The following is a 25,625-nucleotide window of genomic DNA, read 5'->3' on the forward strand; positions in this document are numbered from 1 at the left end:
TGAACCATGCGTCATCAAACCACCGATACCGGCCGCTCCGTGCGTCTGCTGCGCGTGGGCGAGCAGATCCGCCATGTGCTCTCCGAGGTGCTGGCGCGCGGCAACGTGCAGGATGACGTGCTGGCCAACCATCTCGTCACCGTGACCGAGGTGCGGATTTCGCCTGACCTGCGCCATGCCACCGTGTTCGTGGTGCCGCTGGGCGGTTCGGACGAGGCGGAGGTGATGAAGGCCCTGCGCCGCAATGCGCGTTTCCTCAAGGGCGAGGTCGGCCACCGCATCCGCATGAAGTACACGCCGAACCTCGTGTTCCGGGTGGATGAAAGCTTCAACGAGGCGAGCAAGATCGACACTCTGCTGCGCGATCCGCGCGTGGCGCAGGACCTGGGCCGCTATCAGCCGCCCGAGGATGATGACGACGAGGACGGCGAGGACACCGGCCCACGCATGATCTCCGGTGGCGATGATCCGGAAGACACCGGCCGGGAGTAAGCTCTACTGAACTGCCAAGCACGGCCTCGATCCCTGATCGGGGCCGTTGTCTTATCGGCAGTCTGGAAAAGAGCGGGACGCTTGTCCCCAGAAACACGTTACCCCGGGCGCATGCTGGAAGCAGAGGCGGCACCGGGGTGTACAAGAGCTAGATAGCGTAACGGCGGGGATCATTCAAGCTGAATCGGCATTTTACAATATTTCTATTATAGTCCTTATTATATAACCGAGGCCGATCGCATTGAACTGACGATTCGGACTCTAGATGCTTCTGACGCCCCTCCAGACAGCGTTTTCTCAGGAAAGGATGGGGCGTTACCTTGAATGGTCAAACGGCGACCCGGCTGCTGCCGTCCAGCTTTACACCCTGAACGCCCAGTTTTCCGAAGCGCTCTACATTCCACTGCAGGTGCTGGAGCTTGCGCTCCGCAACCGGGTGCATGGCGTGATGAGCGGCGCGTATGGCGAGGGGTGGCTGCTGGAGGCCGGTTCTTGTCTCCGTGACAAGCAGAAGCAAAAGGTCCAGCATGCGCTTGATGACCTCAACCGGAACCGCAAGGCGCCTACACCGGGACGGGTGGTATCCACGCTTTCCTTTGGGTTCTGGACCGCCCTGCTGGGCAGGGAATACGAAGAGCTATGGCGTAAAGTGCTGCATCAGATCGCACGCACGCCGAGCGGAAAGGGCCTTCCACGCAAGAGTCTGTCAGGCCCCCTCAAAACTATTCGCGAATTGCGTAATCGGATCGCTCATCACGAATCGATCCTTCATTACGACCTGCCACACTACCATGCCGACATCCGCCAGATCATCGGCTGGCTGTCGCCCGAGGCGGAGCAATGGTGCGCCGAGTGCGACCGCTTTCCAGCGCTCTACCAAGCCAGCACGTATCAACTGGCGAGAGCAGCCTGAAATCACCGCCGGGTATCAGGTAAGGGCTTGTCAAACGGCCCGCCAGCCGTGACATGAGGGCGCTTCGGACACGGCGTCGGCCGTGCCATTGTCGTTACGAATCCTGAGTAGCCCATGACCGCACCGAGCCCCGCCCCCGCCAAGCTCCACGGCTGGCTGAACATCGACAAGCCCCTGGGGATGAGCAGCGGCCAGGTGGTGGCCGCCTGCAAGCGCATCTTGCGCCCGGTCATGCCCAAGGGGTGGAAGATCGGCCACGGCGGCACGCTCGACCCGCTGGCGACCGGCGTTCTCCCCATCGCCTTGGGCGAGGCGACGAAACTCACCGGCTATATCCTCGACGCCACAAAGGGGTACGACTTCACGTTACGCTTCGGCGAGGCCCGCTCGACGGACGACGGCGAGGGAGAAGTCATCGCCACCTCCGACATGCGCCCCGGCGAGGAGGCCATCCGCGCCGCCCTCCCCCGCTTCTTGGGCGAGATCGAGCAGGTGCCGCCCATCTATTCGGCGCTGAAGGTAGACGGCGAGCGGGCCTACAACCTCGCCCGCGCCGGCGAGACCGTGGAGCTGAAGGCCCGCCGCATCACCATTCACCGGATCGACCTGGTGGACATGAGCGCGGATGAGGCCCGATTCTCCGTTCTCTGCTCCAAGGGCACCTACATCCGCTCGCTGGCGCGGGACATCGCGCAAGCGCTGGGCACGGTCGGTTACGTCTCCGCGCTAAGGCGCACCAAGGCGGGGCCCTTCACCCTGCAAACCGCGATTCTGCTGGACAATCTTGACCGACTCGTTCAAGACCACCAACCGGAACAGGCGCTTTTGCCTGTGACCGCAGGGCTGGACGACATCCCGGCTCTGGCGGTCGACCCCCGCGAGGCTCTCCTGCTGCGGCAGGGCCAGAGGCTCGACGGGACCTCCCTTCGCCCAGGGACCTACATGGCGATGGATGGGCAGACGCCCGTTGCCATCGTTGAGGCCATTGCTGGCCAGGTCCGGGTGCTGAGGGGGCTCAACCTGACGTGATAAGGAGACCATGATGTCGATTACGGCTGAAAAGAAGCAGGCGCTCATCGCTGACTTTGCCCGTGGTGGCACCGACACCGGTTCGCCGGAAGTCCAGGTTGCGATCCTCACCGAGCGCATCGCCAACCTCACCGAGCACTTCAAGACCCACAAGAAGGACAACCACTCCCGTCGTGGCCTTCTGATGCTGGTCAACAAGCGCCGCAAGCTGCTTGACTACGTGAAGTCGCGCGACGTTGCGCGTTATCAGGCTCTGATCGAGCGCCTGGGTCTGCGTCGCTAAGTGCGACTGCCGAACCAAAAGCGGTTTTAGCAGGCGGGGAGGGAACCGGCCAACGGCCGGGTCCCTCCCCGTCTTGCATATGAGCTGGATATATTTTCTGGCGAATCAGCCCCTTAAGGGCCTTTGTGTTTGTTGCGTTCTGAGGCACAGTCCTTGGCCGAAGCATCTCCGCCGCGCTTCGCGGACAACATGTTTTCACAGGCGGATACCGGGAGCGATCGCAGGCGTTGATCAGCAACGTATGCGGGAATTGCCCCGACAACTCAGCAAGCTGTGCGGCTGGGCAATAGGGCCCGGTTGCGGATGAGAAAGACACTCAATGTTTGATATTCAGAAGAAAGAAGTGATCTGGGGCGGGCGCAAGCTCACTCTGGAGACGGGCCGCATTGCCCGTCAGGCCGATGGCGCCGTGCTCGCCACCTACGGCGAAACCGCCGTTCTGTGCACCGTGGTGGGCGCCAAGAGCGTCAAGGAAGGGCAAGACTTCTTTCCCTTGACCGTCCACTACCAGGAAAAGTTTTTCGCCGCCGGTAAGATTCCGGGCGGCTACTTCAAGCGCGAGGGCCGCCCGACGGAGCGCGAGACCCTGATCTCCCGCCTGATCGACCGCCCGATCCGTCCGCTGTTCCCGGAAGGCTTCTACAACGAAGTCCTCGTGATCTGCCAGACCATGTCCTACGACGGCGAGAACGATCCGGACGTGGTGGCGATGGTCGGCGCGTCCGCCGCCCTCACCCTTTCGGGCATTCCGTTCCTGGGCCCCATCGGCGCGGCCCGCGTCGGCTACATCAACGGCGAGTATGTGCTGAACCCAACCATCGAGCAGATGGGCGAATCCGCCCTCGATCTGGTGGTCTCCGGCACCCGTGACGCCGTGCTGATGGTCGAATCGGAAGCCAAGGAGCTGCCGGAAGACGTGATGCTCGGCGCGGTGATGTTCGGCCAGAAGGCCGCGCACCCGGTCATCGACGCCATCATCGACCTGGCCGAAGCCGCCGCCAAGGAGCCGTGGGTTCTGGCCGAGAAGCCGGACACCTCGGCCGTGGAGAAGGCGCTGCGCGATCTGGTCGAGGCCGACCTGCGCGCGGCTTACGCCATCACCGCCAAGTCCGAGCGTCGCGCCCTCATCGACGCCGCCAAGACCAAGGCGGTCGAGGCTCTGGGCGAGGAGCACGGCGCGCAGCTCATCGGCAAGCTGCTGAAGAAGCTGGAGCAGGACATCGTCCGCACCGCCATCCTCAAGGAAGGCAAGCGCATCGATGGCCGCGACACCAAGACCGTGCGCCCGATCGACGTGCAGACCCAGATCCTGCCGCGCACCCACGGTTCGGCGCTGTTCACCCGCGGCGAGACCCAGGCCATCGTCACCACGACGCTGGGCACGGGCGATGACGAGCAGATGATCGACAGCCTCGAGGGCACCCGCCACGAGCACTTCATGCTGCACTACAACTTCCCGTCCTATTCGGTCGGCGAAGTGGGCCGCTTCGGCTTCCAGGGCCGCCGCGAAATCGGCCACGGCAAGCTGGCCTGGCGCGCGCTGCGTCCGGTGCTGCCGGCGAAGGACGCCTTCCCGTACACCATCCGCGTGGTGTCGGACATCACCGAGTCCAACGGTTCCTCCTCCATGGCCACCGTCTGCGGCGGCTCGCTGGCGATGATGGACGCAGGCGTGCCGCTGGTGCGCCCGGTTTCCGGCATCGCCATGGGCCTCATCCTCGAGGGCAAGGAGTTCGCCGTTCTGTCCGACATCCTGGGTGACGAAGATCACCTGGGCGACATGGACTTCAAGGTGGCGGGCACCGAGCAGGGCATCACCGCCCTGCAGATGGACATCAAGGTGGCCGGCATCACCGAGGAGATCATGAAGGTCGCGCTGGAGCAGGCCAACGCGGGCCGCGCTCACATTCTCGGCGTCATGAACCAGGCCCTCGGCGGCACCCGCCAGGAGATGTCGCAGCACGCGCCGCGCATCGAGACCATCAAGATCCCGAAGGACAAGATCCGCGAAGTCATCGGCACCGGCGGCAAGGTCATCCGCGAGATCGTGGAAGTCACCGGCGCGAAGATCGACATCGAGGACGACGGCACCGTCAAGGTCGCCTCCTCGAACCAGGACCAGATCAAGGCCGCCCTCAAGTGGATCGAGGGCATCGTGGCCGAGCCGGAAGTCGGCCGGATCTACGAAGGCAAGGTCGTCTCCATCGTCGACTTCGGCGCGTTCGTGAACTTCCTCGGCAGCCGTGACGGCCTCGTCCACATCTCCGAGATCAAGCCGGAGCGCGTGGCTAAGGTGGCGGACGTCCTCAAGGAAGGCGAGATGGTCAAGGTCAAGGTGCTCGGCATCGACGACCGCGGCAAGGTTCGCCTGTCCATGCGTCTCGTGAACCAGGAGACCGGCGAGGAACTGCCGGACGAGCGCCCGGCCCGCGAGCCGCGCGGCGACCGTCCGGAGCGCGAGCCCCGCGCCGAAGGCGGCGAGGGCGAAGGCGAAGGCGAAGGCCGGGGTCGCGGTGACCGCGATCGCCGTCGTCGCCGCAGCCCGCGCAGCGACGGCTAAGGCCTGCGACCAAAGGGGGAGTTGAATAAGGGCCAGCGTCCCTTATCTTCTCCTCCGTGACTTGTGGTGAAGGGCCCCCTGTCGGGGCCCTTTATCATGTGACCTGCCCACTGCCGCCGGAAGAAGCGGAACAGGGCTGGCCCGCATGGAGCGCTCGTGTGCTGCCGCGCTCCGCCTGGGGCCAAACGCCGAAAACGCGATAAATTGCGTGAAGGTCGTGACACCAACGGCCGTTTCGTGCGTAAACTGGGCGTTGGCGGGTCGTGTGCGCCGCTTCGGCGGCTTGACCCTCGCCTTTATCTCTCGAACCCTGTATGGCAGACACTTTGGAAAGTACCCGGAAAGGCGCAAGCCCATGTTTAAATCGCTCAATGCCGTTCGGATCGGTGGACGTGAAGTCCTTCCGCTGATTGAAGGCGGCAAGGGCATTTCCGCCACCAACCACATGTCCTCTGGCGCCTGGGCGCTGGCCGGTGGCATCGGCACCGTATCGGCCGTGAACGCCGATTCCTATGACGCCGACGGCAACATCATCCCGCAGATTTATAACGGCCGCACCCGCCGCGATCGCCATGAGGAGCTGATTCGCTACGCCATCGAAGGCGGCGTGGAGCAGGTGCGCCGGGCCTGGGAAGTCGCTTCCGGCAAGGGCGCGATCAACATCAACATCCTGTGGGAAATGGGCGGCGCGCAGCGCGTGCTCGAAGGCGTGCTGGAGCGCACCAAGGGCCTGGTCGCGGGCGTCACCTGCGGCGCGGGCATGCCCTACCGGCTTTCCGAAATCGCAGCTTCGCACGGCGTGCACTACTATCCCATCGTCTCCTCCGCCCGCGCCTTCCGCGCGCTGTGGAAGCGCGCCTACCACAAGGCGGCCGAATGGCTGGGCGCGGTGGTCTATGAAGACCCGTGGCGGGCGGGCGGCCACAACGGCCTCTCCAACGCCGAAGATCCGCTGAAGCCGGAAGATCCGTACCCACGCGTCAAGGCGATCCGCGATGTGATGCGCCAGGAAGGCATTCCGGACGACGTGCCCATCGTCATGGCGGGCGGCGTCTGGAACCTCTCCGAGTGGGAGCACTGGATCGACAACAAGGAGCTGGGGGCCGTCGCCTTCCAGTTCGGCACCCGGCCGCTCGTCACCCAGGAAAGCCCCATCCCGGATGAGTGGAAGCAGCGCCTCCTCACGCTGGAAGAAGGCGACGTGCTGCTGCATCGCTTCTCGCCGACCGGCTTCTACTCCTCTGCGGTGCGGAACCCGTTCCTGCGGGAGCTGGAAGCCCGCTCCGAGCGGCAGATCCCCTTCACCACCGAGGAGGTAGGCGAGCACGTGTTCGAGCTGGACGCCGGCAACCTGCCGCGCGGCCAGAAGGCGTTCGTGACGCAGGGCGACCTGTTCCGCGCCCGCGAATGGGCGGCGCTGGGCTACACCGAAGCGCTGAAGACGCCGGATTCGACCCTCGTGTTCGTGACGCCCGAAAGCAAGGCCGAGATCCGCAAGGACCAGTCGGACTGCATGGGCTGCCTGTCGCAGTGCAGCTTCTCCAGCTGGGCGGACAACGAGAAGAACACCACCGGGTATCTCGCCGACCCGCGCTCCTTCTGCATCCAGAAGACGCTGCAATCCATCGGCCATGGCGGCGATGTGGAACAGAACCTCATGTTCGCCGGCCACAACGCCTACCGCTTCAAGAGCGACCCGTTCTACTCCAACGGCTTCATCCCCACGGTGAAGCAGCTCATCGAGCGCATCGTCTCCGGCAAGTAAGCCAGACCGCACGCATCGCTGAACCGAGAAAGCCCGGCTTCCGCCGGGCTTTTTTATTGGTAATCAATGGTTTGAATAGTCGCTTTTATATCAGAAAAGCTAATATTTCTTTCATTCAAAGCAGTCCGTAGCGGTTCGACGCACGATTCTCCATCCTCAGTTAAATCTTCGCCGTACTCTTTTAGAAAATCCTCAAATTCTGCAAAATTTATTAGTTCTAATATAAAATTTGAGCTGTGAATAATTTCAAATGTTATTTTCGATTGCTCTCTAAGCCTATTTTGCAACTCGAAAACATCCTTCCCTGAAGTTGTATCAGTAATAATTTTCGTACAAATAAAAATAATTCGGCTTACCGGCACCCTGAGCATAGCATTATAAGAAAATTCTTCCTTAATAGATTCCACGCGTTTAATATCTTCTAAAATTTTTTCTGTAATATTATTCAGCCTATCCGCGCCCAGGCACGCATCAAACGATCTAACCAACGACACAATATTCGCCAATCGTGACCCCAACTCGGCCCTCAGGGACAATCGATGTTTGTCCATTGGGTCATTCTCTTTGGAGAGCTTGACTTTAATCAAGTTTTTATAGTTAGTTATGGCCTCTTGGTCAGATTTCCAAACGAAATAAGGCGCAGATAGCAGCCTTAAAAAGGCTATTACCCCTGCCGTAACCAAGACACCTGTCCCTACAAGCGCATCAATATTTTCTGGAATTGGCGCTTTTAAAAAGTAGAGCCCGGCCATGGTCAGCGGACCAAGTGCGATAGACAGCTTATCAATTGTTTGAAACGTGCGGCTAAAAGCCTGACGTCCTACCAGCCTTAAATATCTGACAACCATCTAGGCAGAATGATGTATTTCGGTGGTGATGTGAAGCACCCAATGCGAACTGAAGAGACTACTAATCTACGGTGAAAAGGGGGTGCAGGGGTCCGAGACCCCTGCAAGAAAACCAGAAACCGAAACTCAATCGATCTGCGCGATGGCGTCGGTGGCTTCGGGGGTCATGCTGCCGGGGACGATGGTGACGGGGCACGGCAGGGAGCCGGCGATCTGGCCGGAGAAGAAGGCCACCAGCGGGCCGGGGTCGCCCTTGGCCGAGGCGGCGAGGATGAGGCGCACCACGCTGGGATCGTCGCGGATGACGGCCTGCACCTGGTCGATGGACTTGCCCTGGCGGATTTCGATTTGGGCCGGGCAGCCGCAGATCTTCTCCACGTCCACGGCGAAGGCTTCCAGCAGGGCTTCGGCCTGTTCGCGGGCCTCCTGCTCCATCACGTTCTGCACGCCGCCCCATTGCACGAAGTCGAGCGGGGGCAGCACGTAGAGGATAACCACCTGCCCGCCGGGCGTATGGCGGGCCCGCCCGGCCGCGTAACGGAGGGCGACCCGGCATTCCGGCGTCTGGTCGACAACCACAACATATTTGCGAGCGCGCCCGCTCTTGCTGCCGCTGCCGCTTCCACTGTGCTGGCTGCCGCCTTCCGGCGCGCCGCCAGCAGCCTGGGGATTGGACTGCTCAACCATGCATCAACTCTGCCATTGCCCGAGGGCACCCGCAAGCACAGCTTGCAATTCGTTCGACCGCAAGCGGAGCCTGCGCCCTTCGCCCGAAACAGCGCTTGCAGAGCACGCAAGGCGGGGCCCCGGCCTGTGGTTCCTTGGAAGCGTTCAAAAAAACCGAAGAGCCCGCTCCCGGCCCGATTGAACCGGCTTGACCTTGACATAGTGTCAGACTCCACTCTGGCGCAGACTGTCTTCCCGTTGCCGAGCAAGGACCGGATGATGAACATACCTCTCAAGCGGCGAACCCTGTTGCGCGCCGGGGCGCTGGGCCTGGCGGGCGCGTGCCTGCCCTCGCTGCTGCCCGCCTGGGCGCGCAGCGGCACGCAGGGCCTCACGGCCGGCGCTTCCCCCCTTACGGGCGAGGACATTCACCTGCACGTCGGGCATAGCCGCTTCACGGTGGGCGGCCGGTCGGGCCATGCGGTCACGCTGAACGGCGTGCTGCCCGCCCCGCTCATCCGCCTGCGCGAGGGGCAGAAGGTGCGCCTTCACGTGCACAACGGGCTTGAGGAAGACACCTCCATCCACTGGCACGGGCTCATCCTGCCGTTTCACATGGATGGCGTGCCGGGCATCAGCTTCCCCGGCATCGCGCCGAAGTCCGTGTTCACCTATGAGTTTCCGGTCAAGCAGAGCGGCACCTACTGGTATCACAGCCACTCCGGCCTGCAGGAGCAGCAGGGGCATTACGGCCCGCTGGTGATCGACCCCAAGGACGCCGACCCGGTGCACTACGACCGCGAGCACGTCATCGTGCTGTCGGACTGGACCTTCCTTCACCCGCACAAAATTCTGGAGAAGGTGAAGCAGGAGGGCGGCTATTTCAACCGCCAGCGGCAGACCGTATTCGGCGGCCTTGCGGGTGATGACCCCGAGGAGCGCATGACCCCGATGGAGCGCTTCGCCTGGGGCCGGATGCGGATGGACCCCACGGACATTTCGGATGTAACGGGCTCGATCTACACCTATCTCATCAACGGCCACGGCCCTGAGGAAAACTGGACCGGCCTGTTCAGGCCCGGCGAGCGCGTGCGGCTGCGCTTCATCAACGCCTCGGCCATGACCATCTTCAACGTGCGGATTCCGGGCCTGCCCCTCACCATCGTGCAGGCGGACGGGCAGAACGTGAAGCCGGTGGAGACGGACGAGTTCCAGATCTCCGTCGCCGAGACCTACGATGTCATCGTCACGCCCACCGAGGCGCAGGCCCACACGATCGTCGCTGAATCCATCGACCGCTCAGGGCTCACCCGCGCGACGCTCGCGCCCCGGCTTGGCATGGAAGCGCCCGTGCCGCCCTTGCGCCCCCGCCCCACCCTTTCCATGCGCGACATGGGGATGGGCAGCATGGATCATGGCAGCATGGATCATTCCGGGCACGGCGCATCCTCTCCGGTGAAGATCGGCGTCGGCGTGGACATGGTTGCCGCCATGCCGGTCGACCGCACCGCCGATCGCCCGCTGGGGCTGGAGAACGAGCCCCACCGGGTGCTCACCTACCACCAGCTGACGCCGCTCACGCCCTTTGCGGACATGCGCCCGCCCACACGGCGCATCGACATCCACCTCACCGGCAACATGGAGCGGTTCATGTGGTCGTTCGACGGCCAGAAGCTGAACGAGGGGCTGGAGCCGATCCGCCTCGCCCGCAACGAGCGGGTGCGGGTGCGGCTCATCAACAACAGCATGATGAACCATCCCATCCACATCCACGGCCACTTCTTCGAGCTGGTGACCGGAATGCCGGGCGGCAACCCGGTGAAGCACACGGTGAACGTGATGCCGGGCGGCACGGCCAGCTTCGATTTAACCGCCGACGCTCCCGGCGACTGGGCGTTCCACTGCCACCTGCTCTACCACATGCACGCAGGGATGATGAATGTGGTGAAGATTCGCCCGCTGGACGATATCGCGGCGGCGTCCCCGTCGCCGGAGGATCACTCCGGCCACGGCGCCCACGCGCCGCCCGCCGCCGAGGCGCATGGCGCGCATCACGGCCACCACGCCATGACGGGAGACGACGCATGAGCCGCCTCGGCCTGCTTGCCGCCGCCTGCGCCCTTGCCGTCCTTGCTGCTCCCGCCAGGGCGCAGGAGGCCAACCCCCACGCCGGGCACGACATGGGCCAGCTGCCCACGAGCCCTGAGAGCATGGATCATGGGCAGATGCAGCATGGCGCCCACGCCGGGCACCAGATGATGCCTGCCCCCATGTCCCCGGCCGAAGCGAGCCAGCCCCCGCTGGCCCCGCCGCCACCTGAAGCCTTTACCGGCCCGGAGAACGCGGCCGACATCGTGTGGAACCCCAAACTCATGGCCCGCGTCCGCAAGACCGAGCTGATCGATATGCACGGCCGTTTCCGCGGCTCCAAGCTGATGGTCGACCGGCTGGAATACCGAGGGCAGGACGGCCGCGATGGTTACCTGTGGGACGCCGAGGGGTGGATCGGCGGCGATTACGACAAGCTGTGGATCAAGACCGAGGGCGAAGGCGCGTTCGAAGAAGCGCTTGAAAGCGCCGAGGTGCAGGCGCTGTGGAGCCACGCCATCAGCCCCTGGTTCGATGTGCAGGCGGGCGTGCGCTATGACATTCGCCCCCGGCCCAAGGGTTCCGACGCCGGCCGCGCCCATGCCATCCTCGGCCTCCAGGGCCTCGCGCCCTACTGGCTTGAGGTGGACGCCGCCCTGTTCCTCTCCGGAAAGGGCGACCTCACCGCGCGGATCGAGGCCGAGCACGACATGTGCCTCACCAACAGCCTCATCCTCCAGCCCCGGGCGGAGGTGGACCTCGCCGCACAGAACGTCGCGGAGACCGGCACCGGCTCCGGCCTTTCTTCCTTCGAGGCCGGCCTGCGCCTGCGCTACGAATTCATCCCCGAGTTCGCGCCCTACATCGGCATCGAATACGCCCGCCTGTTCGGCAACACCCGCGATTACGCCCGCGCCGAAGGCGAGGATACGGGCGGATGGTCCTTCCTCGTCGGCGTGAGAACATGGTTTTGAGAGTTTTTGCAGGGGCCTGAGGCCCCTACATCAGCAAGAACCTTGTCCCGAAAGGCAGCCCTACCGACGGCGGGTTTGCGTCGTTTGTGTCGTCGCGGGGGCCTGCCGCAGCGCGGCGGCAAGCGCGCGGATTTGCTGCTCGGTGCGCTGGAGGGCAAAGCCCTGTTCCATCAGGTGATTCTTGATGAGGAAGCTGCCGGGATCGCCGGCGGTGACGATGAGCGGGTCGAGGGCGACCACGGTCTCCAGGCTGCGGGCCATGGTGGCCCACCGGGCAGCCAGCTGGCGCTGGCGGATGAGCGGTTCGAAGTCCTCGCGCAAGCCGCCGAGGATCAGCAACGAGGCGTAGGCTTCGCCGCGCACGGTGTAGAACATCTCGTCGTTGCCCAGCCGCTTATCTTGCGCCGTCTCGTCCCCCGAGACGTGCTGGCCCAGCATTTCCTCGCTCTCGGCCAGGGTATCGGCCATGCGATCCAGCAGCGTGGCGAGCGTCGCGGCGTCCCGGGTCAGGGTGACGCGGCCCCCGGCCACGTGGGCGTTGTAGCTGCGGATGGCCTCCACGGCCTCGCGGTAGCTGGAGGCGGAGGCGGTTCGCACCCACGGCCAGTTCGTGCCGATCCACCAGCGGTCGGGCGGATAGTCCAGCGCCTGCGCCGCGCGCGCAAGATCCGGGTCTTCGGCCTGGAGGCTTTGCAGGGAGGCAACGAAGCGCAGCACGCCCAGGCGCAAGCCCCGCTGCCAGGCGGGCATGTTGTCGAGGAGGGCCGTGGGGTAGAACCAGGGGTCGTCCGCCTTCCAGCCATGCTCGTTCAGTTCCCGGTCGAGCACGGCGCTGGCCATGCCGACGGCGACGCTGCCGCCGGGCGACAGGTCCGCCTCCGCAGGGCGGAACGCCATGTTGTCATCGATGGTGGAGCTGAGCAGGCCGCCAAGGCCAAAATAAAGCACGAGGAACACGATCACCAGCGCGGCGGCGAACACCGGCCGCGACCGGGTGATGAAGGCAAGCGTGGCCCGGACGGGCCGGGCACGCAAAGAGGGAGCGCTGGAAGGCTGGGAGTCGGGGGTGCCCCCTGTCGTATCGGCACCTTGCGGATGGGCCAAAGATCCGACCCATCGCCTCAACCCGTCCAGCCAGACCAACATTGCTCCCCCTTGCAACAACATTCCTGATTTGGTTCGCGCCCTGATAGGAAACGCTTCAGCGTCAGTCAGGGTAATTAAATCAGGATTATTTGTTGGGCAGGTCGATCTTCACCTGCTTGGTTACGCCTGACGTTCCTGGGAAGTCCGTGAACATGGCCTGAACCAGATAGGGCATCACCTCCGGCAGGCGGTTGTCCTTGCCAACCGATTCCACCCGTCCCTCGAACAGCGGCACCGCACCGGCATCCTTTCCGCCCGTGCCCGGACGCACGATGTCCATGCTCAGGGTGCGGGTGTAGACGGTGTAGGAATAGACCTCGGTGTCGTTGAACGGGCCGCCCCAGAAGGGGTCATACGCACCCCAGCCCCAGGGGTAGAAGGCCCGGTAGCGCCAGCTGTAGTAGTAGGGCGCGAAGGTGGTGCCGGGGCGGCTCGCGATCTTCTCGCGGCCGGGCGATACGCCGTAGTCCAGCTTCACCTCCAGCGTCGCGGCGCTGGGGGGTCTGCGCGCGGGTGTAACCCTGCTTCACCATTTCGGCCGCCACATATTCGGCGTAGGTGGCGAACTCCAGGCTGCCCTGCTTCTGCGGGTCGGCCGCGACAACGCGGAAGGACTCGCCCTGCGGCGGCGGCAACCGGTGGAACCGTGCCACGTCTGACTTGATCTGGCTGGCGCAGGCCGCCAGAACCAGCAGCATCAGGCCAGCGAACACTTTACTGATGTGGGACATAAAACCTTACTCCTAGGCCCTTCCCGCTCACTTGGCTGTTGTTTGGAGTTCCTCCAAAATCCACTGTAAGGAATTGGCACTGAACCCCGTCTGAACAACCCGAACTGCCACGGCACGGTAGCGAGCGGGCAACACCCCCCCGGTTTTCACCCTCCGTAGCGTGTACAAAAGCTATTGTGCCCCTCTCTCCGCAAGAGAGCAAAAGGATTGTTTTAGGGTAACAATATTTTAAGCCGAATGGAGGGTCCGGCGCGCGCCAGGTTCGGCTTCGCCATTCCGCCTCATCCGGCCGGTTGCCTGCCACTCTTTAGGATGGCTTTAAGACGCTTTCTTGACAGAAGGCCTCATGCGCGGGGCCAGGCGGCCAACCACGGGACCATCCCCGGATGCCCGGCCTTGTTGGTCCGCCAAAGAGACGGGCCGTGCCCGCCATTGCGCGCACGGCCCGGTAAGAGATGGGACGCAAGGGCCCGAGGCTCTTGCAAGAAACCCTCAAGCCAAAAGCAATCCCGAATGCCTCAGGGGCGCAGGAAGCCCACCGTGTCGTAGACCTTGTCCAGCACCGGACGGGCGATGGCGTCGGCCTTCTCGGCCCCTTCCCGCAGCACCGCGTCCACATAGGCCGGATCGGCCAGCAGCTCGCGGAAGCGGGCGGCGATGGGCGCAAGCTTGGAGACGGTCAGCTCCGCCAGCGCCGGCTTGAACGCGCCGAAGCCCTTGCCGGCGAACTCGGCCAGCACGGCCTCCACCGTGGTGTCGGCGAGCGCGGCGTAGATGCCAACGAGGTTCTGCGCCTCCGGGCGGCCTTCCAGCCCCTCCTTGGTTTCCGGCAGCACCTCGGGATCGGTCTTGGCCTTCTTGATCTTGGAGGTGATGGCGTCCGCGTCGTCGGTCAGGTTGATGCGGCTCATGTCCGAGGGGTCGGACTTGCTCATCTTCTTCGAACCATCCCGCAGGCTCATCACGCGGGTGGCCGGGCCGGTGATGACCGGCTCGGGCAGCACGAGCAGCTCGGTCTCGTAATCGTTGTTGAACTTCTGGGCGATGTCGCGCGCCAGCTCGATGTGCTGCTTCTGGTCCTCGCCCACCGGCACGTGGGTCGCCTGGTAGGCCAGAATGTCCGCCGCCTGGAGCACGGGGTAGACATAGAGGCCGACGCTCGCGCCCTCCCGGTCCTTGCCCGCCTTTTCCTTGAACTGGGTCATGCGGTTCAGCCAGCCGATGCGGGCGACGCAGTTCAACACCCAGCTCAGCTCCGCGTGGGCGGTGACGGCGCTCTGGTTGAACAGGGTCGCCTTCTTGGGATCGACGCCCGCCGCCAGGATGGCCGCCGCCATTTCCCGCGTCTGGGCGCGCAGCTCGGCCGGGTTCTGCTTGACCGTGATGGCGTGCAGGTCAACGACGGAGAAGATGCACGGCGCGTCTTCCTGCCAGCGCACCCAGTTCCGGATCGCCCCCAGGTAGTTGCCGAGATGCAGATTGCCGGTGGGCTGGATGCCCGAGAAGACGCGCTTGGTCATGGGTTTGCTTCCTGTCGCCTGGCCACCCCGGCCCCACTGGCCCGGCGGCTCGAATTTCTCGTGCCGGGGTCATACCACCCACCGCGAAGGGGTCAATCACCCGCGCGTCAAAGACGCGCAATCCTGGCACCCGCGCGTCAAAGACGCGCAATCCTGGCACCCGCGCGTCAAAGACGCGCAATCACTGGCTTTGGCGTCCAAGGCGCGCCTTGAGCTCGGCCAGCGGCATCGCGCCGAACAGCGCCGCCGCAAGGAAATACACCGCCCCGCCCACCGCCACCGCCAGCAGCACGGCCCCCGCCCGCTCAAACGCGGGCCCGTCGAAGCTGAGGCCGGTGACGCTCAGGAACGCCCATAGCGCGCCCGCCATCACGGCGGAGGCCGCCGCCGCCCCCAGCGCCCGCCGCCTGAGCCGGGCATCGAAGCGGAACGCCCCCGTCCGCCGCAGCACGGCGTAGAGCAGCGCGCAGTTGCCCCAGGCGGCCAGCGCCGTCGCCCAGCCCAGCGCCGCCACTTGGAAGCGGTCGATCAGCAGCAGGATGAGCGCCACGTTGAGCGCCATGGCGGCGAGCGCGGTCCTGACCGGCGTTGCCGTGTCCCCCCCGCGCGAAGAAGCCGGGGGTGAGCACCTTGACGAGCACGTAGGCGGGCAGCCCCGCCGCCAGGCCGGTGAGCACATGGCCGGTCCACGCCGCATCCTCGCCGCCGAAGCGTCCGCCCACATAAAAGGCGGTGGCGAGCGGGTGGCTGAGCACCATCAGCCCGGCTGCGGCGGGCAGGGCGAGAAACAGCGCCATCTCCGCCGCCCGGTTTTGCAGGTGGACCGCCTTCGCCTCCTCCCCTTCCGCCACGTGGCGGGAGAGCGCGGGCAGCAGCGCCGTGCCGAGCGCGATGCCAACAACCCCCAGCGGCAGCTGGTTCAGCCGGTCGGCGTAATTGAGGTAACTAAGCGCACCCTGCGGCAGGTGACTGGCGAAGAACAGGTCGATGAGCTGGCCGATCTGGTAGATGCCCGCGCCCACCGCCGCCGGAACGACCGTGCGGCCGAGGCGGCGCACACGGGGGCCAAAGCTGGGCCACCGCAGGCGCAGGCGCACCCCCGCCCGGCGGCAGGCCCACAGCAGCCACAGGAATTGCAGCAGCCCGGCCAGCGCCACGCCCCAGGCGAGCGCGGTTGCGGTCATCGCCTCCCCATCTCCTGCGGCCAGCAGCATGGCGGCAATCAGCACCACGTTCAGCAGCACCGGCGCGGCGGCAGCGGCGGCGAAGCGGCCGAGGCTGTTGAGGATGCCGCCCATGAGCGAGGCGAGCGCAATGAACAGCAGGTAGGGAAAGGTGAGGCGCGACAGCGCAACCGCCAGGTCGAACTTGCCCGGAACATCCAGAAAGCCGCCGCCGCCGTTCATCAGCCACAAGAGGCCGGGCATGGCGATCTCCGCCAGCGCCGTCAGCAGCAGGAGGAGGGGGAGGAAGACCGAGAGAATATCCTCGGCGAAGCGCCTTGCCGCCTCCAGCCCCCCTTCGGCCTTCTCCCGGTTGAAGAGCGGCACGAAGGCGGCCGAGAATGCCCCTTCCGCGAACAGGCGGCGGAAGATGTTGGGCAGCTTGAAGGCGAGGTTGAAGGCGTCGGCGGCAAGCCCTGCGCCGAGCAGGCGCGCCATCACCATCTCGCGCGCGAAGCCGAGCACGCGGCTGACGAGCGTCAGCCCGCCGATAAGGCTTGCGGCCCGAACGAGACTGGCGGCCCGGATCGGGGTCATCGGCCCCGGCCCGAACCGCCAGTATGACGCCATGTCGCGCGCGCGGGCAGCGTCAGGCTCCCCGCGCAAAGGCGTGATTAGGCATTGCCCGCCACTTCGCCCGACAGGTCGGCCCCGCCGTTGGCCTGGCGCTGCTGCACGAACAGCGCGGCGAAGTCGATCGGGTCCAGCAGCAGCGGCGGGAAGCCGCCGTCGCGGGTGCAGTCGGCGATGATTCGGCGCGCGAACGGGAAGAGCATGCGCGGCGCTTCCACCAGCAGGAACGGCTCCAGCGCCTCTTCCGGCACGTTCTTCAGCGCGAACAGGCCGGAGTACATCAGCTCCACCTGGAAGGCCTTCTGGGCTTCATGACGGGCGATCGCCTCGATCCGCAGGTCCACCTCGTAGGCCTCGTCGGCCACGCGGCGCACGCCCACGTTCACGTTCACCTCGATGCGCGGCTGGGCACCGGCGTTCTGCAGGGACTGGGGCGCGTTCGGGTTCTCGAACGACAGGTCCTTCACGTACTGGGCGAGAATGCCCACCTGCGGCGTGGTGTCCTCGCCGGCCGCAACCTCGGTGGTGTCTTCGGGTTGTTCGCTCATGGATAGCCTTTGCTTTATGTCTGCTTTGAAACGAGAAACGGTTGATATCAGTCTTGCCCCCGGCGTTAGCATGGCGCGGCGAACAGAGGCAAGTGCGCCACCGGCGGCCTCTTTTGAAATCGGCGCAGGTTCGGGCGTTTTTGCCTGCGGCAAGAGGGCGAGAGGAGAAAATGCGCCCCCTCGTGCATGGATTGCGCCCAGCTTGGGTTGCGGATGAGGGGGAAGCACTTAAGTGGAAACGGGGTAAAGATAGACCGCCCGCTGTCCTGTTGCTATGGTAACAGAGAAGGATGTGGGCGTTTTACCAGTGAGAGACCGGGCCGGATCGAATGTCTGACAGTACTCAAATCATCGAGATCGTGTTCCTCGCGATGCTGGCGGGCTTCGTCGCCCTGCGGCTGGTCAGCGTTCTGGGCCGTCGCACGGGCAACGAGAAGCCGGCAACCGATGTGGTCTCGGGCTCCGACACCGCCGGCGCGGACAACGGCAACGCCAATGCGCGCACCGAGCCGCGCGGCGCGGCCCTGCACCTGCCCTCGGACATCTCCGCCGAAACCCGCGAGGGCCTCCAGCAGATCGCCGAGGCCGACGGCCAGTTCGACGCCCGGATGTTCATGGAAGGCTCCCGCGCCGCCTACCGCATGATTCTGGAAGCCTTCTGGGGCGATGATCTGGACTCGGTGAAGCCGTTCGTCGCCGACCACGTGCTGGAGCAGTTCCGCCGCGCCATCGACGCCCGCAAGGCCGAGGGGCTGGTGCTCGACAACCGCCTCATCAGCATCGATCGCGCCGCCATGGTGGAGGCCACCCTCTCCGGTGCGATGGCGGAGGTGACCGTGCGCTTCGACGCGACGCTGGCCGCCGTCACGCGCGACCGCGACGGCAAGGTGATCGCGGGCTCGGAAACCGATGCGGTCAAGACTCACGATATCTGGACCTTCAGCCGCCACACCCGCTCGCCGGACCCCAACTGGCTCCTCACGGCAACTGACACGGCGGCCTGACCCCCATGAGCCGTAACGCGTTCTGGACGGCGGTTGCCGTCACGGTCAGCCTGTCTGTCCTCGCCGCCTGCACCCAAACCCCGAAACAACCGGTCACGCCCGCACCGCCCGCCGAGCCCGCGCCAGCGCCGGCCCCGCCCAAGCCTCCCGAGGCGCAGGAGCCGATCAGCGCCCTTGAGCTGCCCCGCACGAGCGGGCCTCTCGTGTCCCAGCTTCCCGGCTGGCAACAAGCGGACCTGCTGCCCGCGCTTCAAGCCTTCAACAAGTCGTGCCGGTCGCTGCAGAAGCGGCAGGACGTCTCCGGCCTCACCCGGCCGGAAGACTGGAGCGAGGCTTGCGCTAGCGCGAGCACGACGCCGCAAACCTCCGCCGATGCCCGCCGCTTCTTCGAGACCCGCTTCGCCACCCTGCGCGTGGGCGATGGCACCGGCCTCAACACCGGCTACTACGAGCCCGAACTGGCGGGCTCGCGCACGTGGTCGGTGGAATATTCCGTGCCGCTCTACAAGCGCCCGCCCGAGCTGGTGGATGTGGACCTCGGCGCGTTCCGCGTCTCCTTGCGCGGCCAGCGCATCGCGGGCCGAGTGCAGGGCAAGAGCCTCGTGCCCTATTACGACCGCGGCCAGATCGAGGACGGCGCGCTGAAGAACCGCGGCCTCGAACTCGCATGGGTCAAGGACCCCTATGAGGCGTTCTTCCTCCATATCCAGGGCTCGGGCCGGATCAAGCTGCCGGACGGCTCGGTGATGCGGGTGGGCTATGACGGGCAGAACGGCCACGCCTACGTGGGGCTGGGCCGCCGCCTGCTCGACATGGGGCTCCTGCCGCCGGGTCAGGCCACCATGCAGGGCATCATCGCCTGGGCGCGGGCCAACCCGGACAAGGCGCGGGACGTGATGCGCGAGAACCGCTCTTTCATCTTCTTCCGCGAGCTGACGGGCGACGGCCCGCTCGGCGCGATGGGCGTTGCGTTGACGCCGGAAACCTCCGTCGCGAGCGACCCGCGCTTCATCCCGCTGGGTGCGCCCTTGTGGCTGCAATCCGCCTACCCCAACCCGCAGAACCGCCAGCAGCAGCTGCCCATCGCCAAGATGATGGTGGCGCAGGATACGGGCGGGGCCATCAAGGGCGCGAACCGGCTGGACCTGTTCTGGGGCGCAGGCGAGCGCGCTGCGCTCATCGCCGGCGGGCTGTCGTGGCGCGGCATCACCACGCTCCTGCTGCCCAAACAGGCGGTTGAGCGGCTGCTCTCGACGCCTCCTGTCGCCAGTCCCACCTCATGACCCGCCGCCTGCGCCCGGATGAGAAGGCGGCGTGGGAGGCCATGGCGGCGCAGGTCGGCAAAAAGGAAAAGCCCTCACGCAAGCCCCGCGAGCTGCGCCCCGAAGAGGCGGCCCTGTGGGAGCAGATCGCCGCCTCCGTGCGCCCGCTCGGCAACCGGCCGGCCGCGCCCGCCCTGCCGCGCGTCAAGCCGCCCGAGGGGCCGCGCGCCGAACCGGTCCTGCCCGCCGTCGCCCACCATCTGGCCGGAATTTCCGTCACCGACGCCACGCTGGATGCGGTGTGGGACCGCAAGATCCGCACCGGCGAGGTGCTGCCCGACCTTGTGATCGACCTGCACGGCTACACCCGCGAGGCCGCCTACAACCTTCTGGAACGCCGCATCCGCCAGGCGCACGAGCGTCGTGCCCGCGTCGTGCTCATCGTCACCGGCAAGGGCCGCTCGACGACGCCATGGCCCGAGACCCCGCGCGGCATCCTCAAGGAAGAACTGCCCCGCTGGCTCGACCAGCCCGGCCTTCGCCCCTACATCTCCGCCCTGCGCCCCGCCCACCAGCGCCACGGCGGCATGGGCGCGTTCTACGCCATCCTCCGCCGCACGCGGGGCGAGTGAGCAAGCCAGGTTTTTGGTTTTTAGGTTTTTTGCGGGAGGTCTAAACCCCCGCGCCCCATTCGTTTTATCGGAACGTGCGCGGGTTCACCGTCGTGCGAACGGGCCTTGAGCGCTGAATTTGGGAATTAAGGGCCGCACCAGGCGGCTACCGCAGCGCCCCCGCTTCACCCTTCACAACGATCTGAATGATTTTTAAGGAGCACTTTCGCCAGCCGTCCCGAAGGGCTTGGCGGCCAGTGCGGGGCTCGGCCCGTTCAAACAAAGGGGGCGACGGGGGGCGCAAGCCCCTCCCGCAACTCCTCTACTCTCCGCAAGGAGTTCGCTCCCTCAGCCGATGGCCTGCTTTCCCGGCAGGCACTTCAGCTCCACCTTGTCCACCGCAACCGTGCAGTTCCGCCCGGCGGCCTTGGCGGCGTAGAGGCGGCGGTCCGCCTTTCGCATCAGGGCCTGGAGGCTCTCGCTGCCCTCGCGCTCGGCGATGCCGAAGCTGGCCGTCACCGTTCTTGCCCCGCCGAGGGGGGGGAAGCGCCACCCCTCCAGCCGCTGGCGCACGCGCTCGCACAGCTCAAAGGCCCCGGCCCGCGCGGTGCCCGGCAGCAGCACGAGAAACTCCTCGCCGCCGGTCCGCCCGATGATGTCGGTGCCGCGGGCCGTATCCCGTAGGAGCGCGCCGAAGGTCCGCAGCACCTCGTCGCCCGCCTCATGGCCGAAGGTGTCATTGATGCTTTTGAAATGGTCGAGGTCGCAGGCCACCAGCGTCATGGGCGCGCTGCGGCCGTGCCGCAGGGCAGCGCCCGCCTTGTCCAGAAAGCCGCGCCGGTTGAAGACGCCGGTCAAGGGGTCCGTGTCCCGCTCCCGGCGCAGGTCGTCCATCACGTCGGTGAGCGCCGCTGCCAGAATGGTGAAGCCAAGGCCCGATCCGAAGATGGCCAGCGAGAACTGGAGCACCTGCCAGAAGGGAGAGCTGGCGAACTCCTGCACGCTGGTGAAGGTACGCAGCCCCAAGGTGAGCACCGTGCGCGGGAAGAACTGCGCGGCAAAGATCAGCATGAACCAGAACAGGGCGCGGTCGACCCTGCGTCCGCGCGCCAGCGGGCGCAGCTTCAGCGCCGTCATCAGCAGGATCGCGCCATAGCCGAAGTTCTGCAGATAGATGCGCGCCAGCAGGTTCGGCCACACATAGGCGAAGCACCCGAGCAGCCCGACCATGCCCACCAGGACGCCGGCGAACACGCCCCTCCCCAGCCGTTTGCCGGAGCGCGTCAGCACGCCCTCGGCGGTCAGCAGCACGGCCAGCGTATGGAAGAGGCCCGAGAACAGGGAATTGGGGCCGGTGCCGGGCGGCAACCCGAACACCTGCGACAGGCTGCCGATACAAAAACACAGGCAAGCGCCGGCCAGCAGCAGCAGGTAATGGCGCTTGCGCTCGATCGACCATGCCCACAGGAACGCCAGCCCGAAAACGGTCAGCACCCCCGGCGCAATGATGGCGGCTGATAAGGTGGGCATGGGGGTTACTGCTTCGGTCAATTCGGGGTCGTCGCTCTGCTGGGGATAGCGGCATCGTTTCCGCTCATGCCGGGATCATTTCTCCGTTGGGCACGCGCGGCGCTGTGCGAACGCAGGATCCGGGCGAGCAATAATCTTGCCTCGCTGTGCTCGCGCTACACGCGTGCCGCGCTGATGGCAAGAATGAGGGGCCCCTGTTCGTCGCATCCCGCCCGGAAGAGCCGGGTTTTATCCAGAACGGCTATTCTGGCAGCCGATAAACGAACCGGCACTTGTTCATCGCCAGGCTGCCGGTGGTCGGGTTCATGTTTCCCTCGATACGGAAGAGGGTCTCTCCCGCCGATTTGACAGCCGCCACAAGCGCCGCGTGGGCCGGGCCATCATTAGCATGCGCGGCGGGCAGAATGACGGTGGTCCGCCCGACAAGCGACCGTATGGCGATGCCCGAGGCTTCGGCGTCCCCGCCCTTCTCCACCAGCTGGCCGGTCACGGCGAACGGGCCGCCCACCGGCTCGCCCTTGGCCTCCGGCGCGGGCGGCAGGGCCGTTACCAGCACGGGCACCTGTGGCAGGTCCAGCTCGGCTGGCCGGCGGTCCTCCGGCAGCACCTCGTTGAGCGCGGCCAGGCGCTCCAGGTAGACGCGGCGCAGGCAGTCCTCGTTGTCGCCGCAGGGCTTGCGGACCTCGGCCTCCCAGCGCGCCTCGTCTTCCGACAGGCAGATCGCGCCATCGCTCAGCGCCGCCTTGGCCGCGCCGAGGGAAACCTGAAGCTGGCGGTCCAGCTCCGGCAGGGTCTTGCCATGACAGACGGCCGACGCCACCGGGCCCGTGGCCGCCTCGCAGTCAACCGTGCCGGTCCGCGCCGGGACCGCGAGGGTGAACAGCGCAAGGCAGCCCAGCAGTGCGGAAACCAGAAATCCCAAAGCCCTGTCCATCATCCTGCTTCCCCTTGCCTGCTCCACCTAAAAACCACGCTTCACCCAACCGCCGCCCCAAATACAAAAGGGCGAGCCCCGAATGGCCGAGGCTCGCCCCTTGTCTCATAGGCGTCTGGCAATGTCAATAGGTTTTTAACTATTGCCGATGTTTTACACCTGCCAAGGCCCTTATAGAATGAACCGGCTGAGGTCGGTGTTCTTGGCGAGGCCTTGGAGTTGCCCTTCCACATAGCCGCCGTTGATGGCGATGGTCTCGCCCGGCTTCTCGGTGGCGTCGAAGCTGATTTCCTCCAAGAGGCGCTCCATCACCGTTTGCAGGCGGCGGGCGCCGATGTTCTCCACCGTCTCGTTCACCTCGAAGGCGATGCGGGCGATGGCATCGATGCCGTCTTCCGTGAAGTCGAGCGTCACCTGTTCGGTCGCCAGCAGCTCGCGGTACTGGCGGATGAGCGAGTTGGTGGGCTCGGTCAGGATGCGGCGGAAGTCATCCTTGGTCAGCCCCTTCAACTCCACGCGGATCGGCAGGCGGCCCTGAAGTTCGGGCAGCAGGTCCGAGGGCTTGGCCACGTGGAACGCGCCGCTGGCGATGAACAGGATGTGGTCCGTCTTCACCGGGCCGTACTTGGTGGCGATGGTGGTGCCCTCGATCAGCGGCAGGAGGTCGCGCTGCACGCCCTCGCGGGAGACGGAACCGCCCTGCACGTTGGAGACGGCGATCTTGTCCACCTCATCGAGGAAGACGATGCCGTTCTGCTCCGTGGCGCGGATGGCCTCGCGGGTGATCTCCTCCTGGTCCAGCCGCTTGTCCGATTCCTCGGCCACCAGCACGTCCCAGGCCTGGTCGACGGTCATCTTGCGCCGCTTGGTGCGCGGCCCCAGCGCCTTGCCCAGCATGTCGCCGATGTTGATCATGCCAACGGATGCCCCTGGCATACCGGGAATATCGAAGGAAGGCATGCCGGCGCCGGTGTCCTGCACCTCCAGCTCCACTTCCTTGTCGCCCAGCTGGCCGTTGCGGCCCATCTCGCGGAAGCGCTCGCGCGTGGCGCTGGAGGCATCCTTGCCGACGAGCGCATCGAGCAGCCGCTCCTCGGCGGCCTTCTCGGCGGCCTCGCGCACGCCCGCGCGGCGGTTTTCCTTCACGAGGCGAATGGCCTCTTCCACCAGATCGCGGATGATGGAATCCACGTCCCGGCCCACATAGCCCACTTCCGTGAACTTGGTGGCCTCGATCTTGAGGAACGGCGCATTGGCAAGCTTGGCGAGGCGGCGGCTGATCTCGGTCTTGCCGCACCCCGTCGGCCCGATCATCAGGATGTTCTTAGGGCTCACCTCGTCGCGCAGCTCGGGGGAGAGCTGCTGCCGCCGCCAGCGGTTGCGAAGCGCGATGGCCACGGCCTTCTTCGCTTCCCTCTGGCCGATGATGTAGCGGTCCAGCTCGGCCACGATCTGCTTCGGCGTCAGCTCGGCCATGGCGCGGGCCTCCGCGCTGCTACCGGCTACCGGACCATTGCCGCCGGAGCCGTTGCCGCCGGATTGGGCGGAATTCTGGGACTCGTACATGGATTTTAACCTTCAATCTTTTCAATGGTCAGGTTGTTGTTGGTGTAGACGCAGATGTCCGCCGCGATGGCCATGGCCTTGCGGGCGACGGCTTCGGGGTCCATGTCCAGGTCCACAAGCGCGCGGGCAGCGGCGAGCGCATAGTTGCCGCCCGAGCCGATGCCGATGACGTTGTCCGTCGGCTCCAGCACGTCGCCGGTGCCGGTGATGACGAGGCTCACGTTCTTGTCCGCCACGGCCATCATCGCCTCCAGCCGGCGCAGGTAGCGGTCGGTGCGCCAGTCCTTGGCCAGTTCAACGGCGGCGCGGGTCAGCTGGCCGGGGAAGCGCTCCAGCTTCTGCTCCAGCCGCTCGAACAGGGTGAAGGCGTCGGCCGTTGCGCCGGCAAAGCCCGCGATCACCGAGCCGTCGCCGATGCGGCGCACCTTGCGGGCGTTGTTCTTGATGACCGTCTGGCCGAGCGAGACCTGCCCGTCGCCGGCAATCACCACCGTGTTTCCCTTCCGCACGGCGAGGATGGTGGTGCCGTGCCACTGCGAGGCATCGAACGGGCTGGGCTGCTGAGACAAAGGGGAACTCCTTTAAAGTTACGGGAAGAAAGACCGGATGAGAAATCCACAGGCCCGATATGGGGACGGGCGCGGTGCCTGAAAAGGGCTTTGCCGAAGAGGCTGCGGCACTGGGAGTTTGCCAAAAGAATTGGCGGATCGCGCCGGAGCCGCTATAGCCGCCCTTCTAAGGAGCACGGCCATGCGGACAGCAACTCTCGAGCGCAAGACCAAGGAAACCGAGATCAAGGTAACGGTGAACCTCGACGGCACCGGCACCTACCGGGTCTCCACCGGCATCGGCTTCCTCGACCACATGCTGGAGCAGCTCTCCCGCCACTCGCTCATCGACCTTGAGGTGGAAGCCAAGGGCGACCTGCACATTGATTTCCACCACACCACGGAAGACACCGGCATCGCCATCGGCCAGGCGTTCGCGCAGGCGCTGGGCGACATGAAGGGCATCACCCGCTATGGCGATGCGCTCATCCCCATGGATGAGACGCTGACCCGCGTGGCGCTGGACATCTCCGCCCGCCCCTACCTCATCTGGAAGGTGGCGTTCACCCGCGACAAGCTGGGCGATTTCGATACCGAGCTGTTCAAGGAGTGGTTCCAGGCGTTCGCGCAAGGCGCGGGCATCACGCTGCACGTCGAGAACCTCTACGGCACGAACAACCACCACATCATCGAATCCTGCTACAAGGCTTTGGCGCGGGCGCTTCGCACTGCCCTTGCCATCGACCCGCGCAAGGCCGACAGCGTTCCCTCCACCAAGGGCACGCTGGGCGGCACCCTCTAAGCCACAAGC

22 protein-coding genes and 3 pseudogenes are annotated in these 25,625 nt (G+C 65.5%); 12 read left to right on the forward strand and 13 right to left on the reverse strand.

Annotation, left to right across the window (positions count from 1 at the left end; all coding sequences use genetic code 11):
* Positions 1-6 precede the first annotated feature (6 nt).
* The 6 genes and pseudogenes from rbfA to L0C21_RS01650 form a co-directional block, all read left to right on the forward strand.
* Positions 7-411 (forward strand): annotated as a pseudogene (gene rbfA / locus L0C21_RS01625) (30S ribosome-binding factor RbfA); the annotation flags it as partial.
* A gap of 346 nt (positions 412-757) precedes the next feature.
* Positions 758-1,405: an Abi family protein gene (locus L0C21_RS01630; protein WP_259276714.1), complete on the forward strand. Its 648-nt coding sequence runs from the start codon at positions 758-760 to the stop codon at positions 1,403-1,405.
* A 114-nt stretch (positions 1,406-1,519) separates the two neighbouring features.
* A complete protein-coding gene (gene truB, locus L0C21_RS01635; protein WP_259276715.1) occupies positions 1,520-2,434 on the forward strand; it encodes a tRNA pseudouridine(55) synthase TruB in 915 nt (304 codons plus the stop codon).
* Positions 2,435-2,447: 13 nt separating this feature from the next.
* A complete protein-coding gene (rpsO, locus tag L0C21_RS01640) occupies positions 2,448-2,717 on the forward strand; it encodes a 30S ribosomal protein S15 (protein ID WP_259278785.1) in 270 nt (89 codons plus the stop codon).
* Between the two features lie 319 nt (positions 2,718-3,036).
* Entirely contained in the window at positions 3,037-5,277 is a 2,241-nt protein-coding gene (gene pnp, locus L0C21_RS01645) for a polyribonucleotide nucleotidyltransferase (protein ID WP_259276716.1), read from the forward strand.
* Positions 5,278-5,632: 355 nt separating this feature from the next.
* On the forward strand, positions 5,633-7,042 hold the full coding sequence (locus L0C21_RS01650; RefSeq protein WP_259276717.1) for an NAD(P)H-dependent flavin oxidoreductase: 1,410 nt from the start codon (positions 5,633-5,635) through the stop codon (positions 7,040-7,042).
* Positions 7,043-7,095: 53 nt separating this feature from the next.
* On the opposite strand, the gene L0C21_RS01655 is transcribed toward L0C21_RS01650, so the two are convergent.
* Together L0C21_RS01655 and L0C21_RS01660 are read right to left on the reverse strand one after the other, a co-directional pair.
* Complete coding sequence (locus L0C21_RS01655) at positions 7,096-7,890, reverse strand: hypothetical protein (protein WP_259276718.1); 795 nt, start codon at positions 7,888-7,890, stop codon at positions 7,096-7,098.
* Positions 7,891-8,016: 126 nt separating this feature from the next.
* Positions 8,017-8,577: a universal stress protein gene (locus L0C21_RS01660; RefSeq protein WP_259276719.1), complete on the reverse strand. Its 561-nt coding sequence runs from the start codon at positions 8,575-8,577 to the stop codon at positions 8,017-8,019.
* A gap of 255 nt (positions 8,578-8,832) precedes the next feature.
* Here L0C21_RS01660 and L0C21_RS01665 point away from each other — a divergent pair, with 255 nt between their 5' ends.
* A complete protein-coding gene (locus L0C21_RS01665; RefSeq protein WP_310593345.1) occupies positions 8,833-10,644 on the forward strand; it encodes a copper resistance system multicopper oxidase in 1,812 nt (603 codons plus the stop codon).
* Complete coding sequence (locus L0C21_RS01670; RefSeq protein ID WP_259276720.1) at positions 10,641-11,618, forward strand: copper resistance protein B; 978 nt, start codon at positions 10,641-10,643, stop codon at positions 11,616-11,618. The genes L0C21_RS01665 and L0C21_RS01670 overlap by 4 nt, the downstream gene beginning before the upstream one ends.
* A 60-nt stretch (positions 11,619-11,678) precedes the next feature.
* Here L0C21_RS01670 and L0C21_RS01675 read toward each other — a convergent pair whose 3' ends face one another.
* From L0C21_RS01675 to secB, 7 genes and pseudogenes are all read right to left on the reverse strand, one after another.
* A complete protein-coding gene (locus tag L0C21_RS01675; protein WP_259276721.1) occupies positions 11,679-12,653 on the reverse strand; it encodes a hypothetical protein in 975 nt (324 codons plus the stop codon).
* Positions 12,654-12,849: 196 nt separating this feature from the next.
* Complete coding sequence (locus tag L0C21_RS01680) at positions 12,850-13,203, reverse strand: DUF4136 domain-containing protein (RefSeq protein WP_259278787.1); 354 nt, start codon at positions 13,201-13,203, stop codon at positions 12,850-12,852.
* Complete coding sequence (locus tag L0C21_RS01685; protein WP_259276722.1) at positions 13,115-13,495, reverse strand: hypothetical protein; 381 nt, start codon at positions 13,493-13,495, stop codon at positions 13,115-13,117. Before L0C21_RS01685 ends, L0C21_RS01680 begins: the two co-directional genes overlap by 89 nt.
* A gap of 518 nt (positions 13,496-14,013) precedes the next feature.
* Positions 14,014-15,015 (reverse strand): tryptophan--tRNA ligase, encoded by a 1,002-nt coding sequence (gene trpS / locus L0C21_RS01690; RefSeq protein WP_259276723.1) that lies wholly within the window; start codon positions 15,013-15,015, stop codon positions 14,014-14,016.
* A gap of 394 nt (positions 15,016-15,409) precedes the next feature.
* Positions 15,410-15,739 (reverse strand): annotated as a pseudogene (locus tag L0C21_RS16665) (lipid II flippase MurJ); the annotation flags it as partial.
* Positions 15,675-16,808, reverse strand: a pseudogene (gene murJ / locus L0C21_RS01695) (murein biosynthesis integral membrane protein MurJ); the annotation flags it as partial. The pseudogenes L0C21_RS16665 and murJ, both read right to left, overlap by 65 nt.
* A gap of 44 nt (positions 16,809-16,852) precedes the next feature.
* Positions 16,853-17,359: a protein-export chaperone SecB gene (gene secB / locus L0C21_RS01700; protein ID WP_259276724.1), complete on the reverse strand. Its 507-nt coding sequence runs from the start codon at positions 17,357-17,359 to the stop codon at positions 16,853-16,855.
* Positions 17,360-17,688: 329 nt separating this feature from the next.
* Between secB and L0C21_RS01705 the strand changes: the two genes are divergently transcribed.
* From L0C21_RS01705 to L0C21_RS01715, 3 genes are read left to right on the forward strand one after another with little or no spacing between them, the layout of a single operon-like run.
* The gene (locus L0C21_RS01705; protein WP_259276725.1) at positions 17,689-18,363 is read left to right on the forward strand and encodes a Tim44/TimA family putative adaptor protein; all 675 of its coding nucleotides are present in this window, start codon (positions 17,689-17,691) and stop codon (positions 18,361-18,363) included.
* A gap of 5 nt (positions 18,364-18,368) precedes the next feature.
* Positions 18,369-19,646, forward strand: a complete 1,278-nt coding sequence (mltA, locus tag L0C21_RS01710) for a murein transglycosylase A (RefSeq protein ID WP_259276726.1) — start codon at positions 18,369-18,371, stop codon at positions 19,644-19,646.
* Entirely contained in the window at positions 19,643-20,257 is a 615-nt protein-coding gene (locus tag L0C21_RS01715; RefSeq protein WP_259276727.1) for a Smr/MutS family protein, read from the forward strand. Before mltA ends, L0C21_RS01715 begins: the two co-directional genes overlap by 4 nt.
* A 327-nt stretch (positions 20,258-20,584) precedes the next feature.
* Here L0C21_RS01715 and L0C21_RS01720 read toward each other — a convergent pair whose 3' ends face one another.
* The 4 genes from L0C21_RS01720 to hslV form a co-directional block, all read right to left on the reverse strand.
* The gene (locus L0C21_RS01720) at positions 20,585-21,766 is read right to left on the reverse strand and encodes a GGDEF domain-containing protein (RefSeq protein WP_259276728.1); all 1,182 of its coding nucleotides are present in this window, start codon (positions 21,764-21,766) and stop codon (positions 20,585-20,587) included.
* A gap of 241 nt (positions 21,767-22,007) precedes the next feature.
* Positions 22,008-22,703 carry a lysozyme inhibitor LprI family protein gene (locus tag L0C21_RS01725; RefSeq protein WP_259276729.1) on the reverse strand — a complete coding sequence of 232 codons (696 nt, stop codon included), beginning with the start codon at positions 22,701-22,703 and terminating at the stop codon, positions 22,008-22,010.
* A gap of 168 nt (positions 22,704-22,871) precedes the next feature.
* Positions 22,872-24,176, reverse strand: a complete 1,305-nt coding sequence (hslU, locus tag L0C21_RS01730) for an ATP-dependent protease ATPase subunit HslU (protein WP_259278788.1) — start codon at positions 24,174-24,176, stop codon at positions 22,872-22,874.
* A gap of 95 nt (positions 24,177-24,271) precedes the next feature.
* Positions 24,272-24,835 carry an ATP-dependent protease subunit HslV gene (hslV, locus tag L0C21_RS01735; protein ID WP_259276730.1) on the reverse strand — a complete coding sequence of 188 codons (564 nt, stop codon included), beginning with the start codon at positions 24,833-24,835 and terminating at the stop codon, positions 24,272-24,274.
* 181 nt (positions 24,836-25,016) lie between these two features.
* On the opposite strand from hslV, the gene hisB reads away from it, so the two are divergent.
* Entirely contained in the window at positions 25,017-25,616 is a 600-nt protein-coding gene (gene hisB / locus L0C21_RS01740) for an imidazoleglycerol-phosphate dehydratase HisB (RefSeq protein ID WP_259276731.1), read from the forward strand.
* Positions 25,617-25,625: the final 9 nt, after the last annotated feature.

The sequence above is a fragment of the Pedomonas mirosovicensis genome (assembly GCF_022569295.1).
GTDB classification, from domain to species: Bacteria; Pseudomonadota; Alphaproteobacteria; order Sphingomonadales; family Sphingomonadaceae; genus Pedomonas; species Pedomonas mirosovicensis.

Excerpts from the sequence above, each read along its gene's own strand:
- L0C21_RS01630 (WP_259276714.1), top strand. The coding sequence starts at position 758 with ATGCTTCTGACGCCCCTCCAGACAGCGTTTTCTCAGGAAAGGATGGGG.
- truB (WP_259276715.1), top strand. The coding sequence starts at position 1,520 with ATGACCGCACCGAGCCCCGCCCCCGCCAAGCTCCACGGCTGGCTGAAC.
- rpsO (WP_259278785.1), top strand. The coding sequence starts at position 2,448 with ATGTCGATTACGGCTGAAAAGAAGCAGGCGCTCATCGCTGACTTTGCC.
- pnp (WP_259276716.1), top strand. The coding sequence starts at position 3,037 with ATGTTTGATATTCAGAAGAAAGAAGTGATCTGGGGCGGGCGCAAGCTC.
- L0C21_RS01650 (WP_259276717.1), top strand. The coding sequence starts at position 5,633 with ATGTTTAAATCGCTCAATGCCGTTCGGATCGGTGGACGTGAAGTCCTT.
- L0C21_RS01655 (WP_259276718.1), bottom strand. The coding sequence starts at position 7,890 with ATGGTTGTCAGATATTTAAGGCTGGTAGGACGTCAGGCTTTTAGCCGC.
- L0C21_RS01660 (WP_259276719.1), bottom strand. The coding sequence starts at position 8,577 with ATGGTTGAGCAGTCCAATCCCCAGGCTGCTGGCGGCGCGCCGGAAGGC.
- L0C21_RS01665 (WP_310593345.1), top strand. The coding sequence starts at position 8,833 with ATGATGAACATACCTCTCAAGCGGCGAACCCTGTTGCGCGCCGGGGCG.
- L0C21_RS01670 (WP_259276720.1), top strand. The coding sequence starts at position 10,641 with ATGAGCCGCCTCGGCCTGCTTGCCGCCGCCTGCGCCCTTGCCGTCCTT.
- L0C21_RS01685 (WP_259276722.1), bottom strand. The coding sequence starts at position 13,495 with ATGTCCCACATCAGTAAAGTGTTCGCTGGCCTGATGCTGCTGGTTCTG.
- trpS (WP_259276723.1), bottom strand. The coding sequence starts at position 15,015 with ATGACCAAGCGCGTCTTCTCGGGCATCCAGCCCACCGGCAATCTGCAT.
- secB (WP_259276724.1), bottom strand. The coding sequence starts at position 17,359 with ATGAGCGAACAACCCGAAGACACCACCGAGGTTGCGGCCGGCGAGGAC.
- L0C21_RS01705 (WP_259276725.1), top strand. The coding sequence starts at position 17,689 with ATGTCTGACAGTACTCAAATCATCGAGATCGTGTTCCTCGCGATGCTG.
- mltA (WP_259276726.1), top strand. The coding sequence starts at position 18,369 with ATGAGCCGTAACGCGTTCTGGACGGCGGTTGCCGTCACGGTCAGCCTG.
- L0C21_RS01715 (WP_259276727.1), top strand. The coding sequence starts at position 19,643 with ATGACCCGCCGCCTGCGCCCGGATGAGAAGGCGGCGTGGGAGGCCATG.
- L0C21_RS01720 (WP_259276728.1), bottom strand. The coding sequence starts at position 21,766 with ATGCCCACCTTATCAGCCGCCATCATTGCGCCGGGGGTGCTGACCGTT.
- L0C21_RS01725 (WP_259276729.1), bottom strand. The coding sequence starts at position 22,703 with ATGATGGACAGGGCTTTGGGATTTCTGGTTTCCGCACTGCTGGGCTGC.
- hslU (WP_259278788.1), bottom strand. The coding sequence starts at position 24,176 with ATGGCCGAGCTGACGCCGAAGCAGATCGTGGCCGAGCTGGACCGCTAC.
- hisB (WP_259276731.1), top strand. The coding sequence starts at position 25,017 with ATGCGGACAGCAACTCTCGAGCGCAAGACCAAGGAAACCGAGATCAAG.